This window comes from Sphingopyxis sp. BSN-002, from assembly GCF_022024275.1.
In the GTDB taxonomy this organism is placed as follows: Bacteria; Pseudomonadota; Alphaproteobacteria; order Sphingomonadales; family Sphingomonadaceae; genus Sphingopyxis.
Map to the genome: position 1 here is coordinate 1,147,892 of NZ_CP091804.1, position 15,111 is coordinate 1,163,002.

Consider the following 15,111-nt stretch of genomic DNA (forward strand, 5'->3'; position numbering starts at 1 on the left):
TGTCTTATCGCGTGAAAGCCTGCGCGTTGCCCGCGTCGACGTTGATCATGTTTCCGGTCGACTTTGCCGACATATCGCTCGCAAGGAAATAGACCGCTTCGGCAACGTCCTCGGGCAGCACGTCGCGCTTGAGCATCGACCGGTTGCGATAATGTTCCTCGAGCTCGCTGCCCGCATCAATACCGTGCGCGCCTGCGCGCTCGCGCCGCCAGTCGCCGTCCCAGATACGCGATCCCTTGATCACCGCGTCGGGGTTGACCGTGTTGACCCGGATACCGGAAGGCGCGCCTTCGAGTGCAAGGCAGCGCGCAAGATGCAACGCCGCCGCCTTTGCCGACGCATAGGCCGAAGCGTTGGTCGCGGCCGCGATGCCATTCTTCGATCCGATGAACACGATCGAGCCGCAGCCTTGCGCCTTCATCAGCGGAAAGGCGGCGCGCGCGGTCAGGAAATAGCCCTGCGCCAGCACATCGTAATTGCGCTGCCACAGCTCGAGCGTCGTGTCCTCGATCGGCGCCGACGAGGCGATACCGGCATTCGCGACCAGGACGTCGAGTCCGCCGAATTCGCGCGCGCAAACCTCGAAAGCTGCCGCCACCTGCGCTTCGTCGGTAACGTCGCATACGGCCGAGCGGATACGGTCGCGGCCGAACCGGCCTTCGAGGTCCTGCGTCGCCTTGGCCAGCGCGTCGGCGTCGCGATCGACGAGAAGCACGCACGCATCGTCGGCGGCAAGCCGCTCGGCGGTGGCCGCCCCGATACCGCCCGCGCCGCCCGTCACGAGCGCGATCCGACCCGCGAGAGGCTTGGGCTTTGGCATGCGCTGGAGCTTTGCTTCCTCAAGCAACCAATATTCGATGTCGAACGCTTCCTGTTCGTCCAGCCCGACATAGGCGCCGATTGCTTCGGCTCCTCGCATCACATTGATCGCATTCGCGTAAAATTCGCCCGCAAGCCGCGCGGTCGTCTTGTCACCGGCGAAGGTCATGCGCCCGATGCCGGGAACCAGCACCACGACCGGATTTGGGTCGCGCATCGCCGGCGAATTCGCGCGGGCGCATCGCTGATAATAGGCCGCATAACCGGCGCGATAGGCTTCCAGCCGCTCGGCGAGGTAGTTGGCATCTTCCAACCGCGCCGGATCGAGCACAAGCGGCGCAATCTTGGTGCGGAGGAAATGATCGGGGCAGGATGTCCCGATGGCCGCGAGCTTCGCGAAATTGCGGCTGCCGGCAAATTCAAGCGTCTCGGCGTCGTCGGCAAAATGGCCCACGCGGCGCCCCCCCATCAGGCCGCGGAGCGCCGGCATCAGCTTCGCCGCCACGGCCGTGCGCTCGGCGGCAGGACGTGCCGCGACGACCTCTCCCCCGAATGCAGGGGCATCAGCCAGCCTGGCATTCAGATATCGGGCCGCATCTGCAATCAGCGCAATCGTGTTGTCATAACAGGCCCGGGCGCTGTCGCCCCAGCAGATGATCCCGTGCCCCGCAAGCATCACCCCGCGCAGCCCCGGATTGGCCGCGACATGATCGCGAAGCTTCAATCCCAGGTCGAAACCCGGGCGCTGCCAGGGAAGCCAGCCGACCGCACCACCCCAGATCGCCTGCGTCGCCGCCTCCCCCTCGCTCGACGCCGCGAGTGCGATGATCGCGTCGGGGTGGACGTGATCGACGTGCGCGAAGGGCAGACAGGCGTGGAGCGGTGTGTCGATCGACGCCGCGCGCGGATTGAGCGCAAAGGTGCAATGCGGCAGATAGCCGACCATCTCGTCTTCGTGCGCGTGGCCGCGATAGAGGCTCTCGAGGCCGAGCAACTTGTCGAGATAGAGCGTCGAAAAGCCGTCGAGCTTCATCGACCCGATATCGCCGCCCGATCCCTTGACCCACAGAACCGGGACCGTTTCACCGGTCAGCGGGTCGAGCCCGTCGAGCTTGGCCGAGGTATTACCGCCGCCGAAATTGGTGACCGTCAGGTCCGAACCAAGGCAGTTCGACCGGTAAAGCAGCAGATCTTCGGGCATCTTGTCCCTCGCCTCCTCGTCCGACCAGCGATTCGCCGGAATGGCGAACAGCAGCGCGGCGCGGGATTCAGGCGTGACATCCAGAAGATCGGGCATGAAGGAAACTCGTTGTTTCGTCGTTGAGCGGCTTGTATCGAAATCGCTGGCACTCTGCAATCAGTTTCGATAAAGTTCGATCAAATTCGGTCGCAACGAAGCAAGAGGGAGAGGGATGAGAGGTCGCGCAACCATAGTCCTGGACGTCGGGAAAACGCTGGCAAAGCTCAGCCTATGGTCGCCTGACGGAGCGCTGATCGAACGGCGCGTGCGCCCGAACGAACGCGTCAGGGCGGCAGGCTATGCGGCGCTCGATACCGCAGGCATCGAGCTCTGGGCGACCGGAGTGCTTCGCCATTTCGGGACCCTCGCCGACGTCGGCGCGATTATCCCGGTCGGTCATGGCGCGGGCGTGGCGATCATCCGCGACGACCGGCTCGCCTGCCTTCCGGCCGACTATGAAGAGGCAATGCCGGTCCATCTTCGCGCAGCCTATGAAGCCGAACGCGGGACTTTCGCGGAAACAGGCTCGCCATGCCTGCCCGACGGCCTCAACCTTGGCGCCCAGCTGTTCCGCCTCGAGCATCTCGATCCGTCGCTGGCGCACGGCACCCGGATCTTGCCATGGGCGCAATATTGGAGCTGGCGGCTGAGCGGCGTCGCCGCATCGGAGGTCACCAGTCTCGGCTGCCACTCGGACCTGTGGAACCCGATCGCCGGGACGCCATCGCAGCTCGCCGAACGGCGCGGCTGGGCAAAAAGACTCGCGCCGTTGCGCCGCGCTGGCGACACCCTTGGCAGGCTGTCGTCGGACTGGACCGCGATCACGGGTTTGCCCGCAGATACCGAAGTGCATTGCGGGCTCCATGATTCGAATGCGGCCCTGCTCGCGGCACGCGGCTTCGCCGAAATTGCCGGGAATGAATCCACCGTGCTTTCGACCGGCACCTGGTTCGTCGCCATGCGATCGCCAAAGGATGCCGCGTCGGTCGACACCGGTCGCCTCGACGAGCGACGCGACTGCCTGATCAACGTCGATGCTTTCGGCAAACCCGTTCCGTCGGCCCGCTTCATGGGGGGGCGCGAGATCGAGACTCTGATCGGCCTCGACACGCGGCAGATCGACATCGCGCCCGACCAGCCGGCACTGCTCGCCGCCCTCCCCGAAGTCCTGACAGCCGGCACGATGGTATTGCCGACCTTCGCTCCCGGCTACGGCCCGTTCCCGCATGGGCGCGGAGGCTGGACCGCCGAACCTGCCGGATCCGAACGGCGTCGCGCGGCGGTATCGCTCTATGCCGCGCTCCTCGCCGACGCGGCGCTCGACCTCATCGGCACACGCGAGCGGCTGCTGATCGAGGGGCGCTTTGCCGAAGGACAGGTCTTCGTACGCGCGCTCGCCGCGCTGCGCCCCGACCTGCGCGTCTATGTCGGCAAGGCGCACAACGATGTGTCCTATGGTGCACTGCGCCTGCTCGACGCCGCGCTGCCGCCCGTCGAGCCGCTCGAGCAGGTGGAGCCGCTCGACGCCGACCTCGCCGCCTATCGCGCGCGATGGCGGCGCGAGAGCGAACGGATGGAAACCGCCGCGTGAAACCCGCATCGATCGGCGATTACCGCGAAGCGGCGCGGCAGCGCCTGCCGCATTTCCTGTTCGAATATTTCGACGGCGGCTCCTATGCCGAACGTACGCTGAACGCCAATATCGAGGATCTACAGGATATCGCGCTACGCCAGCGCGTACTGAACGACGTGTCGGCGATCGACCTGACGACGACGCTGTTCGGACAAGAACTGGCGATGCCGGTTGCGCTCGGCCCGATCGGGCTGGCGGGAATGGCCGCGCGCCGCGGCGAAGTGCAGGCGGCGCGCGCGGCGGCCGCGAAGGGCGTGCCCTTCACGCTGTCGACGGTATCCGCCTGTTCGCTTTCAGAAGTTGCGCGCGGTTCGCCCGCTCCCTTCTGGTTCCAGCTCTACATGGTACGGGATCGCGGCTTCCTGCGCGCGCTTCTCGAAGACGCGAACGCCATCGGTTGCCCCGTTCTTGTCTTTACCGTCGACATGCCGCTTCCCGGCGCGCGGTATCGCGACCTTCGCTCGGGCCTTTCGGGCGCCCCCGGCTTGCGTGGACAAGCCCGCCGCGTCGGACAGGCTATGCGGCGACCCGGCTGGGCATGGGACGTCGGCCTTCGCGGCCGGCCGCATCAGCTCGGCAATGTAGCCCCACTGCTCGGCCCGAAGTCGGGGCTGGAAGACTTCCTCGGCTGGATGAAGGATAATTTCGACGCGAGCGTGACCTGGGCCGATCTCGATTTCGTGCGGGCCCACTGGAACGGGCCGATCGTTATCAAGGGCATCCTCGACGCCGAGGATGCGCGCCGTGCCGCCGAGGCGGGAGTCGACGGGATCATCGTATCGAACCATGGCGGGCGCCAGCTCGACGGTGTGCCGTCGGTGGTGCGGGCGCTGCCGGCGATCGCCGATGCGGTCGGCGACCGGCTGACCGTGCTGGCCGATGGCGGAGTGCGCTCGGGGCTCGACGTTGTGCGGATGCTTGCGCTCGGCGCGAAGGGCGTCCTGCTCGGCCGCGCGTGGGCCTTTGCGCTTGCGGCGGCAGGCGAAGCCGGCGTGCGGCATGTGCTCGACCTGATCGAGGCTGAAATGCGCGTCGCGATGGCGCTGACAGGTATGACGACTGTGGACCGGATCAAGGCGACTTCACTGGCCGCCTGACCGGAACGAGGGAGAAAAGGGATGGATGCGAACCCGCTGCTCGGCGTGTTCTTTCACTGGCTGGGCGGGCTGTCGTCGGCGAGTTTCTATGTGCCGTACAAACGCATCCGCGCATGGTCGTGGGAGATTTTCTGGATCACAGGCGGCATCTTCTCGTGGGCGATCGCGCCATGGCTGTTCGCCTCGATCCAGACGCACGACCTGATCGGCGTCCTCGGCCGCACGCCCGGCGACATCTGGTTCTGGTGCTGGTTCTGGGGCGCGATGTGGGGGCTTGGCGGGCTGACGTTCGGGCTCACCATGCGCTACCTCGGCCTCTCGCTCGGCATGGCGGTCGCACTCGGGCTGACGACGGTGATCGGCACGATGGGCCCCCCGATATTTCGCGGCACGCTCGGCGAATTGTTCGCGACGACGAGCGGACAGACGGTGTTTCTGGGCATCGCGATCACGCTGGCAGGCATCGTCATCGTCGCGCAGGCCGGGCGGCGCAAGGAGCGCGAGATGAACGACCGGGCCGCGCCCGAAAGTTCGGAGTTCGATCTCCGCAAGGGGCTCGCGATCGCGGTCTTCTCCGGCATCATGTCGGGCTGCTTCGCCTGGGGCCTCGACGCCGGCGCGCCGATCCGGGAGCTGACGCTGGCGGCGGGGACGGATCCGCTGTGGCAGGGCCTTCCCGTATTGTGCGTCGTGCTGCTCGGCGGGCTGACCACCAACCTCATCTGGTGCGGTCTGTTGATCGCGCGCAACCGCAGCGTGCGGCAGTTTGCCGGCGCAGCCGCACCGGGCGCAACTGGAAAGCCGCCGCTGGCGCTCAACTACGGGCTCGCCGCGCTCGGCGGGACGCTGTGGTATTTCCAGTTCTTTTTCTACACGATGGGCGAAAGTCAGATGGGCCGTTTCGGCTTTTCGAGCTGGACCCTGCACATGGCGAGCATCATCCTCTTTTCGACGCTCTGGGGCTTTGCGCTCCGCGAATGGGCACCTGCCGGCCGGCGCACGCGCGCGCTCGTCTGGTTCGGGATCGCGGTGCTGATGGCATCGACGGTGGTGATCGGCCTCGGCAACAGCCTGGCCTGAGCCGCTAGCCGGTCCGGGACACGTCGATGTCGGGCGGTGGCAGCCGGCGCCATCGCTCCGACACCTCGACCGGTTCGCCCAGACCGGCCCCGACGAAAAACAATGCGCTGCCCCCGCTGCTACAGAGAAAGGCGATCGCTGCGAGCAGCATCATGGGAAACGACGCATCGCGCGCCGATATGCCCGTCGCGACCTGATGGAGCCGCTCCCCGATCGCCCAGCCGATCGCAAGCAGGGCGACCCCGACCATGCGCAGGCCGAAGTCGGGGACTGGATTCGCGTACCATCTCTTCATCTGGACCTCCGGAGGAGGTCATTCACCTACGCATCGTGCCGTAGGAATTCGAGAGCGGGAAAGGGCATCCGGCGTTGAGATTGCATAGGATCGGCGCAATTTCGGTGACGCCGCCGCCGGCCTCACCGCACGACCGGGCGCCCTTCTGTCGGAGTTTCATGCTCGACCTTCAACCGGTAGCCGATGCCAAGTTCGTTACAGATGATCTGCGGCCGCTGTGGATCCGATTCGAGCTTCTGACGCAACGTCCGGACGAGCACGCGCAGATATTCGACATGATGCTCATGCTCGTGCGGCCAGACCTCGTTCATGATCTGGTTGTGCGTGATGACGCGGCCGGGAAACCGGGCGAGCTGGGCGATCACGGCATATTCCTTGGGCGTCAGATGAACCTCCTTGCCGCCCTTGGTCACGGTATGCGCGACAAGATCGAGCGTCACGTCGCCAACGGTCAGGCCAAGGTTTCCGCCGTCGCGCGTCAGGCGATTGCGCAAGGCAACGCGGACGCGCGCGAGCAGTTCGTCGGTGTCGAACGGTTTGGTCAGATAATCGTCCGCGCCGAGATCGAGCGCGGCCACCTTCTCGTCGGTTGCATCGCGCGCCGAAACGACGATCAGGGTTGTGTCCGACTGCTGCTTGAATAGGGGCACGAGCTCTAGCCCGTCGCGATCGGGCAGCCCGAGGTCGAGCAAGGTGATGTCGGGACGCTCGGCGCGCAGCCGCTCGGCCGCTTCGCGCGCATTTTCGGCCTCGACGATCGCATAGTCGGCGCGTTCGAGCGCGGCGCGGATCAGGCGGCGGATGTGGAGTTCGTCATCGACGACCAATATCTTGTGGCGCACTTTCATGGGATATCCCTGCCGGCCGGCGCCGTGATGAGCAATGGTTCGGGAATGCGGATGGTGAAGCGGGCGCCGTGGGGATCGCTGTTGTTGCCCGCCTCGACCGACAGCCCCATCGCCTCGGCGAAGCCCTTGACGATCGCGAGGCCGAGCCCGGTTCCATGCTTGGCACGGTCACTGCCTTCAAGGCGCGTGAAAGTCTCGAACACGCGTTTTTCGTTGCCGGGCGCAATGCCGGGCCCCTGGTCGATCACCGACAGCAGGATCGCGTCGGCGGTACGATTGGCGCGGATCGTGATAGGCGTGCCGGGATCGGCGTAGCGACCCGCATTGTCCAGCAGGTTGATCAGACAATGGTGGAGCAACACCGGATCGACCCGGACGAGCGGGATGGTCGAGGCGATGTCGATCCTGACCTCATGCCCCGCGAGCGAAGCGCGCGTGTCGTGCGCGGCACTCGCCGCGGCATCGAACAATTCGGTCGCCTCCACCTTCATCGGCAGCGCACCCGCCTCGACACGCACCATGTCGAGCAGATTCGAGACGAAACGATTGAGGCGCAGCGCTTCGGTCTCGATCGTCTCGGCCATTTCGGACGAAGGGTGGCGACGCATCTCCTGCGCCGCCGAGAGGATCGTGGTGAGCGGCGTGCGCAAGTCATGGCTGACCGACGACAGCAGGGCCGTGCGTAGCCGGTCGCGCTCGTCGACCTGCCGCGCGCGGAGCGAGGTTTCTTCCAGTTCCATGCGGTCGAGCGCGATCGACGCCTGGTCGAGCAGGCTCATCAGCAGCGGCACCTGATCCGACCGCACCGGTTCGTGCGCATCGTCGCGGGTCAACCCCAGCACGCCGAGCACCCCGCGCGTCGTGCGGAGCGGGTGGAACAGCCAATCCGAAGCGGTCAGCGTCGCCGAGCCGCGTCCGGCAGGCTGTTCATTGTCCATCGCCCATTGCGCGGCGGCACGCTCGATCTGCTCGAGCCGGTCCTCGGGCGGCACCGCCGCGCGGAGCATAGGACCGTCGGCCGAGGGCAGCAGCAGCACAGTCCGAACATCGAGCAGCCGGCCGACCTCGGCGCAGATCGCCTGCATCAGCGTGTCCTGATCGGGCGCGGCGGTCAGCTGGCGCGAGAAGCTGGCGAGCGCGGCATTCTGGCGCGCGCTCGATTGCGCGAGATCGGCCTGCGCGCGGACGCGCGCTGCGAACTGGCTGGTGACCACCGCGACGCCGAGCAGCACGAGAATGCTGACGACATTCTCGGGATTGTTGACGGTGAGCGTGCCCGTCGGCGGCAGGAAGAAGAAATTATAGGCAAGACTCGACGCGAGCCCCGCGAACAGCCCGGCGCGCACGCCGAAGGTCGCGGCGGCGAACATGACCGGCACGAGATACAGAAGCGAGATATTGCCAAGGTCGATCGCTTCGAGCAGCAGGCGCCCGAGTACGGTCATCGCGACGACCATCGCGAGCGACACGACATAATGCGCGGGCTTGCCCCAGCGTCCGGGCAGTGCGGCCGCACGGCGCTGGACCGCCCGCGCATCGGACTCGCCCGGCAGGACATGTACCGCGACATCGTCGATCGTTCGCACCAGTTGGTCGACAACGGAGCCGTGACGCATCTCGAACCACCAAGGCCGCGCCGACTTGCCGATCACGATCTGCGTCGCCCGGGCATCCTCGGCAAAGGCGCGCAGTCCCTCGACGACGCTTGCCGCCGGCACCGTCGCGGTCGAGGCGCCGAGGCGCGAGGCGAGCGCGAGCGTGTCGGCAAGCTGTCTGCGATCCTCGTCGGTCATGCTCTGGCTGCGCCGCGTCTCGATATAGACCGCCGTCCACGGCGCCTTCAGCGCATCGGCCAGACGCTTGCCGGCGCGAACCAGCCCCGCGGCCACCGGAAGCTCGCTGACCGCCACCACAATCCGCTCGCCGACCGCGAAGCTGCCGGCCAGCGCATGGCTGCGCACATGGTCGAGCATCTGCGCGTCGACCGCCTGCGCCGCACGGCGGAGCGCAAGTTCGCGCAGCGCGGTCAGGTTCGATTTGGAAAAGAAGTGGGTAAGCGCGCGGCTCGCTTCCTGCGGGATATAGACCTTGCCGTCGCGGAGGCGCTCGATCAGTTCGTCGGGCGGGATGTCGACGACCTCGATCTCGGCATTTTCGAGGATCGAGTCGGGCACCGTCTCGCGGACGCGGACGCGGGTGAAGGATGCGACGACGTCGTTGAGGCTTTCAACATGCTGGATGTTGAGCGTCGAATAAACGTCGATTCCGGCATCGAGCAATTCCTCGACGTCCTGATAGCGCTTCGGATGCCGGCTGCCGGGCGCGTTGGTGTGCGCGAGCTCGTCGACGAGCACGAGCTGCGGATGCCGCGCAAGGATCGCGTCGATGTCCATCTCGCCGAGGCTGTGCCCCTGATGCTCGACCTGGCGCCGCGCGATGACCTCATGCCCGTGGACGAGCGCCTCGGTCTCGCGCCGCCCGTGCGTCTCGACCACGCCAACGACGACGTCGACCCCGGCCTCGCGGCGATGACGGCCATCGGTCAGCATCTCCCATGTCTTGCCGACGCCGGGCGCGGCGCCGAGAAAGACTTTCAGACGGCCGCGGCCCTCCTGCGCCGCCTGACGCAGAAAGGCCTCGGGAGATGGTCGGTCGTTTCCGGTCACGCGGGGGGTTTAGCCCCAAAGGCATCGAGTCGTCGATTGAGCTCGAACACATTGACGCGCGGCTCGCCAAGGAAGCCCAGAACCGGCCCTTCGACGCTCCGCTCGACCAGCCCGCGAACCGCCGCCGGATCGAGGCCGCGCGCCTTTGCGACGCGATCGACCTGATAAAAAGCCGCCTCGGGGCTGATATCGGGATCGAGCCCCGAGGCGGAGGTCGTCACCAGGTCAGGCGGGACATTGGCCCCTGGCGCCGTTTCGGAAAGTCTGGCCACGTCGGCCTTCACGCGATCAGCAAGCGCCTGCGAGGTCGGGCCGAGATTCGAGCCTGACGAGGCGAGCCCGTCATACCCCTTGCCCGCCGCCGACGGTCGCGTGTTGAAATAGCGCTCCGACGTGAAGGCCTGGCCGACGACGGTCGAGCCGATGATCTTGCCATTCTCCTCGACGACGCTGCCGTTCGCCTGGTTCGGGAAGAGCGCCTGCCCGACGCCGGTGAGTGCCAGCGGATAGGCGAGGCCGAGCAAAGCGGCGAAGAGCAACGTCATGACGAGCGCGGGGCGCAGCGAGGTGATGAGATCCTTGTTCATATGTTTGTCCTCAGACCAGACCAAGGCCGCCGACGGCCAGGTCGATGAGCTTGATGCCGATGAACGGCGCGACGAGACCGCCGAGGCCATAGATGGCAAGGTTGCGCGCGAGCAGCGGTCCCGCCCCCATCGGCTTATATGTGACGCCCTTCAGAGCGAGCGGCACGAGCAGCGGGATGATCAGCGCGTTGAAGATGATTGCCGACAGGATCGCGCTCTCGGGACTGGTCAGCCCCATGACGTTGAGCACGCCGAGCCCCGGATAAAGCACGATGAACATCGCCGGGATGATCGCGAAATATTTGGCGACGTCGTTGGCGACCGAGAAGGTCGTGAGCGCCCCGCGCGTCATCAGCAACTGCTTGCCGAGCCCGACGACCTCGATCAGCTTGGTCGGGTCGCTGTCGAGATCGACCATATTGCCCGCCTCGCGCGCCGCCTGCGTGCCGGTGTTCATCGCGACGCCGACGTCGGCCTGCGCGAGCGCCGGCGCGTCGTTGGTGCCGTCACCGCACATTGCGACGAGGCGCCCGCCCTGCTGTTCCTTGCGGATCAGCTCCAGCTTGTCCTCGGGCGTCGCCTGCGCGAGGAAATCATCGACCCCGGCCTCGGCGGCGATCGCCGCCGCGGTGAGCGGATTGTCGCCGGTGATCATCACCGTGCGGATGCCCATCGCTCGCAGTTCGCCGAAGCGTTCGCGGATCCCCGCCTTGACGATATCCTTGAGGAAGATCGCGCCGAGCAGCTGACCGTCCTTCGCGACCGCCAGCGGGGTACCGCCGGCGCGTGCGATCTCATCGGTGATGCGGCGGAGTTCGGTCGCCGCCGCCGTCGCCCCTGCGCCGGGATTGGCCCGCAGCACCGAGTCGACCGCGCCCTTCTGGATCACGCTGTCGCCGAGCTTGATACCCGAGATGCGCGTCTGTGCGGTGAAGGGAATGACCTCGGACCCCGCGGGCAGGTCGGTCATCGTCTGGCCGAACTTCTCGCGTGCCAGCGCCACGATCGAGCGGCCTTCGGGCGTCTCGTCGGCAAGGCTGGCAAGCAGGGCGGCTTCCGACAATACCGCCATCGACTGGCCGCCGACTGGCCGGAATTCGGTCGCCTGACGGTCGCCGACGGTGATCGTGCCAGTCTTGTCGAGCAACAGCACGTCGACGTCGCCCGCGGCCTCGACCGCGCGGCCCGACTTGGCGAGCACGTTGAAGCGCACGAGGCGGTCCATGCCCGCGATGCCGATCGCCGAGAGCAGCGCCGCGATCGTCGTCGGGATCAGCGTGATCAGCAGCGCCGCGAGGATCGCGACGGGGATGCTGCCGCCCGCGTAGGAGGCAAAGCCCGGGATGGTGCCGACCGCGATCAGGAAGATAATCGTCAGCCCGACGAGCAACAGCGTGAGTGCGATCTCGTTCGGCGTCTTTTGCCGCTCGGCGCCTTCGACGAGCGCAATCATACGGTCGAGAAAGCCCTGCCCCGGATTGACGGTAACGCGGACGCGGATCTCGTCCGAGATGACGCGCGTACCCGCAGTCACTGCGCTGCGGTCGCCGCCCGCCTCGCGGATCACCGGCGCGCTTTCGCCGGTGATCGCGGCCTCGTTGACCGACGCGACGCCCGCGACGACTTCGCCGTCGGAGGGGATCAGGTCGCCCGTTTCGACGAGCACGACATCGCCGACCTTGAGCGCGCTCGCGGGCACGTCCTCCCACGCCTTGCCGTCCTTCAGCCGCTTGGCGGTGAGATCGGCTTTGGTCGCACGGAGCGAGGCGGCCTGCGCCTTGCCGCGCCCTTCGGCGAGCGCCTCGGCGAAAGTGCCGAAAAGCACCGTCAGCCAGAGCCAGATCACGAGCTGCAGCTTGAAGCCGGTCGCGAGACCGTCGTGGCCGACGACGAGCAGCACCGTCAGCAGCGCCGCGACGACCGCGGTGGTGAACATAACCGGATTGCGGATCAGCTCCTTGGGGTTGAGCTTGCGGAAGGCGTCGCCGATCGCCGGGACGATCAGGTCAGCCGTGAAGAGGGACTTGGTTTCAGACCGAGTCATTTTCGATAATCCTTAGAAAAGCTGGCCGTTGATCATCGCGAGATGATCGGCGATCGGACCGAGCGCGAGGCCGGGCAGGAAGGTCAGGCCGCCGACGATCAGCACGATGCCGATCAAAAGGCCCGTCCACAGCAGCCCGGTGGTCGGGAAGCTGCCCGCGGTTGCCGGCGTATATTTCTTCGCTGCCAGACTGCCCGCGATCGCCAGCATCGGAACGATGATGAAGAAGCGGCCGATCCACATCGCGACGCCGAGCAGCCCGTTGTAGAAAGGCGTGTTCGCGGTGAGGCCCGCAAAGGCCGAGCCGTTGTTGGCGACGGCGCTGGTGAAGGCGTAGAGGATTTCGGAGAAGCCGTGCGGACCCTTGTTTAGCGGGCCGGCAAGACCCGCTTCGGTCACCGACGCGATGGCGGTCAGGCCGAGAATCATCAGCGGCAGCACCGCGATCGCGAGCACCGCAAGCTTGACCTCGCGCGCCTCGATCTTCTTGCCGACATATTCGGGCGTGCGTCCGACCATCAGCCCCGCGACGAAAATCGCGAGTATCGCAAAAAGCAGGAAGCCGTATATGCCCGCGCCGACACCGCCGACGACGACCTCGCCGAGTTGCATGTTGAACAGCGGGATCAGGCCGCCCAATGCCGTGAAGCTGTCATGCATCGCGTTGACCGCGCCGCACGAAGCCGCCGTGGTGACCACCGAGAAAAGCGATGAGGCGGCGATGCCGAAGCGGACCTCCTTGCCCTCCATATTGCCGCCGGCGGCGCCGAGCTGATGGAGGATCGGGTTGCCCGCGGCTTCCTGCCAGTAAGTGATCGCGACCCCGGCGAGGAAGATCGTCACCATCGCGGCGAGGATCGCCCATCCCTGACGCGGGTTGCCGACGGCCTTGCCGAAAGTCCAGGTCAGCCCGAAGCCGATCGCGAAGATCGAGAGCATCTGGACAAGGTTCGTCACCGCGTTCGGGTTTTCGAACGGATGCGCCGAGTTGGCGTTGAAGAAGCCGCCACCGTTGGTGCCGAGCATCTTGATCGCTTCTTGGCTCGCGACCGGCCCCAGCGCGAGCGTCTGCTTCATGCCTTCGAGCGTCGATACGTCAACCGAGCCGGCGAGCGTCTGCGGCACGCCGTTCGCGATCAGGAAGATCGCATAGACGATGCAGAGCGGCAGCAGCAGATAGAGCGTCACGCGCGTCATGTCGGCCCAGAAATTGCCGATCGTCTTCATCTCGCGCCGCGCAAAGCCGCGGAACAGTGCGAAGGCGAGCGCGATGCCCGTCGCCGCCGACAGGAAATTGTGGATCGTCAGGCCGAGCATCTGGCTGAGGTTCGACATCGTCGATTCGCCGCCATAGCTTTGCCAGTTGGTATTGGTGGCAAAGCTCACCGCGGTGTTGAACGCGAGATCGGCGCTGGTTCCGTCATAGCCGAGCGGATTGAACGGCAGCACACCCTGCAGGCGTAGCACCGCATAGGTGAAGAGCAGCAGCACCGCGTTGAAGATCAGCATGTGGACCGCATAGCGGCGCCATCCCTGCTCTTCGGTCGGGTCGATCCCCGACAGGCGGTAGAAGCCCGTCTCGACCGGTCCCAACACATGGTGCAGCGGGGTACGGCGACCTTCGTAGAGCGCGAAGAGCCACTGCCCCATCGGCTTGGTGAGCAACAGCAGGATGCCGACGAAGGCGGCGATGAGAAGCCATCCCTGAAACGTCACGGGGCGCCTCCTTCAGAAGCGTTCGGGCCGCGCAAGCACGGCGACGAGATAGGAAAGAAGGCCAAGCGCGGTGATGCCCGCGAGCCAGAGGTCGAGTGCCATGACGATCGATCCTTATGCGTCGTCGCACAGGCGCGCGTAGCCGAGGCTCGCGGCAAGAAGGATCAGGACGATGCCGATCCAGAAGAGGTCCTGCATGGATTTGCTCCGGCAAGGCGCCGGCCGCGGGATGCGGCGCGAGTCGTCTGCGGAGCGTCAGATAGGAGAGGGTCGCGTTTGAATTCGAGAGCGCGAAAACCCGCCTCGCATAGTATTTCCATATGATTTTCCGGATTTGGTCATCGCGGGCCCACCGATCGCAGGCTCCGGCGTCAATCGGCCATCAACCGATACCGGACGGTCCGCTTCTTGCGAACCACGCCGACAAGGTTACGATGCCGGGGAGCGCGCCGCGGGTTTGTCTTTTTCCGGCGGCTGACGGCGCCCGGCGGGACGAGGCCCATGAAAAAGCGAATTGGCGATCCTTGGATTCCCGCGCCGGATTATGGCGTGCGGCTCCCCCGGTTCACGGCGAACCTCGTTGTTAGGGACATTACCGCCTCCCTGAGCTTTTACCGGGAGGTGCTTCATGCCCAGGTTCACTATTCCGATCCCGACTTTGCGGCGCTTCGCATTTTGGGGACCGAGTTGATGCTGCATGCCGACCACACCTACGAAAACAGCCCGTGGGCGGACCGCCTGCAAACTGGCGAAGCGCGAGGTCTGGGCGCCGAACTCCGCCTGTTCGGCATGAATCCCGACGAACTCGCGGAACGGGCACGCGCAACGAATAGCCTGTTCAGGGAGGTGTCCGTTCGCGGGCATGGATGGCGCGAGGCAATGGTTCGCGACCCGGACGGCTATGTGTGGGCAGTCGGCGAAGCAGCTACGAATCCGTCGGCCTGAGCTGGCGGCAACCGGTCGTCCGCCTGTGAAATCGGGAGTCGTGGAAGGGCCTGGCAGGGGCAGCAGGACTTGAACCCGCGACCCTCGGTTTTGGAGACCGATGCTCTACCAACTGAGCTATACCCCTAGGCCGGAGTGCGC

12 protein-coding genes and 1 tRNA gene are annotated in these 15,111 nt (G+C 66.0%); 4 read left to right on the forward strand and 9 right to left on the reverse strand.

Going from position 1 to position 15,111, the window contains the following annotated elements:
* Positions 1-4: 4 nt before the first annotated feature.
* Positions 5-2,116, reverse strand: coding sequence for a bifunctional rhamnulose-1-phosphate aldolase/short-chain dehydrogenase (locus L7H23_RS05735; protein ID WP_237838393.1), 2,112 nt, complete (start codon positions 2,114-2,116; stop codon positions 5-7).
* Positions 2,117-2,231: 115 nt separating this feature from the next.
* Between L7H23_RS05735 and L7H23_RS05740 the strand changes: the two genes are divergently transcribed.
* The 3 genes from L7H23_RS05740 to rhaT are packed head-to-tail and all read left to right on the forward strand — an operon-like array spanning position 2,232 to position 5,869.
* On the forward strand, positions 2,232-3,650 hold the full coding sequence (locus L7H23_RS05740; protein WP_237838394.1) for a carbohydrate kinase: 1,419 nt from the start codon (positions 2,232-2,234) through the stop codon (positions 3,648-3,650).
* Entirely contained in the window at positions 3,647-4,789 is a 1,143-nt protein-coding gene (gene lldD / locus L7H23_RS05745; protein ID WP_237838395.1) for an FMN-dependent L-lactate dehydrogenase LldD, read from the forward strand. Before L7H23_RS05740 ends, lldD begins: the two co-directional genes overlap by 4 nt.
* A 21-nt stretch (positions 4,790-4,810) precedes the next feature.
* A complete protein-coding gene (rhaT, locus tag L7H23_RS05750) occupies positions 4,811-5,869 on the forward strand; it encodes an L-rhamnose/proton symporter RhaT (protein ID WP_237838396.1) in 1,059 nt (352 codons plus the stop codon).
* 4 nt (positions 5,870-5,873) lie between these two features.
* Here rhaT and L7H23_RS05755 read toward each other — a convergent pair whose 3' ends face one another.
* From L7H23_RS05755 to L7H23_RS05785, 7 genes are all read right to left on the reverse strand, one after another.
* Positions 5,874-6,164, reverse strand: a complete 291-nt coding sequence (locus L7H23_RS05755) for a hypothetical protein (RefSeq protein WP_237838397.1) — start codon at positions 6,162-6,164, stop codon at positions 5,874-5,876.
* A 122-nt stretch (positions 6,165-6,286) separates the two neighbouring features.
* Complete coding sequence (locus L7H23_RS05760) at positions 6,287-7,012, reverse strand: response regulator transcription factor (protein WP_237838398.1); 726 nt, start codon at positions 7,010-7,012, stop codon at positions 6,287-6,289.
* Positions 7,009-9,678, reverse strand: a complete 2,670-nt coding sequence (locus L7H23_RS05765; RefSeq protein ID WP_237838399.1) for a sensor histidine kinase KdpD — start codon at positions 9,676-9,678, stop codon at positions 7,009-7,011. Before L7H23_RS05765 ends, L7H23_RS05760 begins: the two co-directional genes overlap by 4 nt.
* On the reverse strand, positions 9,675-10,265 hold the full coding sequence (gene kdpC / locus L7H23_RS05770) for a potassium-transporting ATPase subunit KdpC (RefSeq protein WP_237838400.1): 591 nt from the start codon (positions 10,263-10,265) through the stop codon (positions 9,675-9,677). Before kdpC ends, L7H23_RS05765 begins: the two co-directional genes overlap by 4 nt.
* A gap of 10 nt (positions 10,266-10,275) precedes the next feature.
* Complete coding sequence (gene kdpB, locus L7H23_RS05775) at positions 10,276-12,309, reverse strand: potassium-transporting ATPase subunit KdpB (RefSeq protein WP_237838401.1); 2,034 nt, start codon at positions 12,307-12,309, stop codon at positions 10,276-10,278.
* A 12-nt stretch (positions 12,310-12,321) separates the two neighbouring features.
* Positions 12,322-14,025 (reverse strand): potassium-transporting ATPase subunit KdpA, encoded by a 1,704-nt coding sequence (gene kdpA, locus L7H23_RS05780; RefSeq protein ID WP_237838402.1) that lies wholly within the window; start codon positions 14,023-14,025, stop codon positions 12,322-12,324.
* A gap of 12 nt (positions 14,026-14,037) precedes the next feature.
* Entirely contained in the window at positions 14,038-14,127 is a 90-nt protein-coding gene (locus L7H23_RS05785) for a potassium-transporting ATPase subunit F (protein WP_237838403.1), read from the reverse strand.
* Positions 14,128-14,526: 399 nt separating this feature from the next.
* On the opposite strand from L7H23_RS05785, the gene L7H23_RS05790 reads away from it, so the two are divergent.
* On the forward strand, positions 14,527-14,970 hold the full coding sequence (locus L7H23_RS05790; RefSeq protein ID WP_237838404.1) for a VOC family protein: 444 nt from the start codon (positions 14,527-14,529) through the stop codon (positions 14,968-14,970).
* A gap of 51 nt (positions 14,971-15,021) precedes the next feature.
* On the opposite strand, the gene L7H23_RS05795 is transcribed toward L7H23_RS05790, so the two are convergent.
* Positions 15,022-15,097, reverse strand: a tRNA-Trp gene (locus tag L7H23_RS05795).
* Positions 15,098-15,111: the final 14 nt, after the last annotated feature.

Bases quoted from the DNA above. Each gene is read 5' to 3' on its own strand.
- L7H23_RS05735 (WP_237838393.1), bottom strand. From the start codon at position 2,116: ATGCCCGATCTTCTGGATGTCACGCCTGAATCCCGCGCCGCGCTGCTG.
- L7H23_RS05740 (WP_237838394.1), top strand. From the start codon at position 2,232: ATGAGAGGTCGCGCAACCATAGTCCTGGACGTCGGGAAAACGCTGGCA.
- rhaT (WP_237838396.1), top strand. From the start codon at position 4,811: ATGGATGCGAACCCGCTGCTCGGCGTGTTCTTTCACTGGCTGGGCGGG.
- L7H23_RS05755 (WP_237838397.1), bottom strand. From the start codon at position 6,164: ATGAAGAGATGGTACGCGAATCCAGTCCCCGACTTCGGCCTGCGCATG.
- L7H23_RS05760 (WP_237838398.1), bottom strand. From the start codon at position 7,012: ATGAAAGTGCGCCACAAGATATTGGTCGTCGATGACGAACTCCACATC.
- kdpC (WP_237838400.1), bottom strand. From the start codon at position 10,265: ATGAACAAGGATCTCATCACCTCGCTGCGCCCCGCGCTCGTCATGACG.
- kdpB (WP_237838401.1), bottom strand. From the start codon at position 12,309: ATGACTCGGTCTGAAACCAAGTCCCTCTTCACGGCTGACCTGATCGTC.
- L7H23_RS05785 (WP_237838403.1), bottom strand. From the start codon at position 14,127: ATGGCACTCGACCTCTGGCTCGCGGGCATCACCGCGCTTGGCCTTCTT.
- L7H23_RS05790 (WP_237838404.1), top strand. From the start codon at position 14,527: ATGAAAAAGCGAATTGGCGATCCTTGGATTCCCGCGCCGGATTATGGC.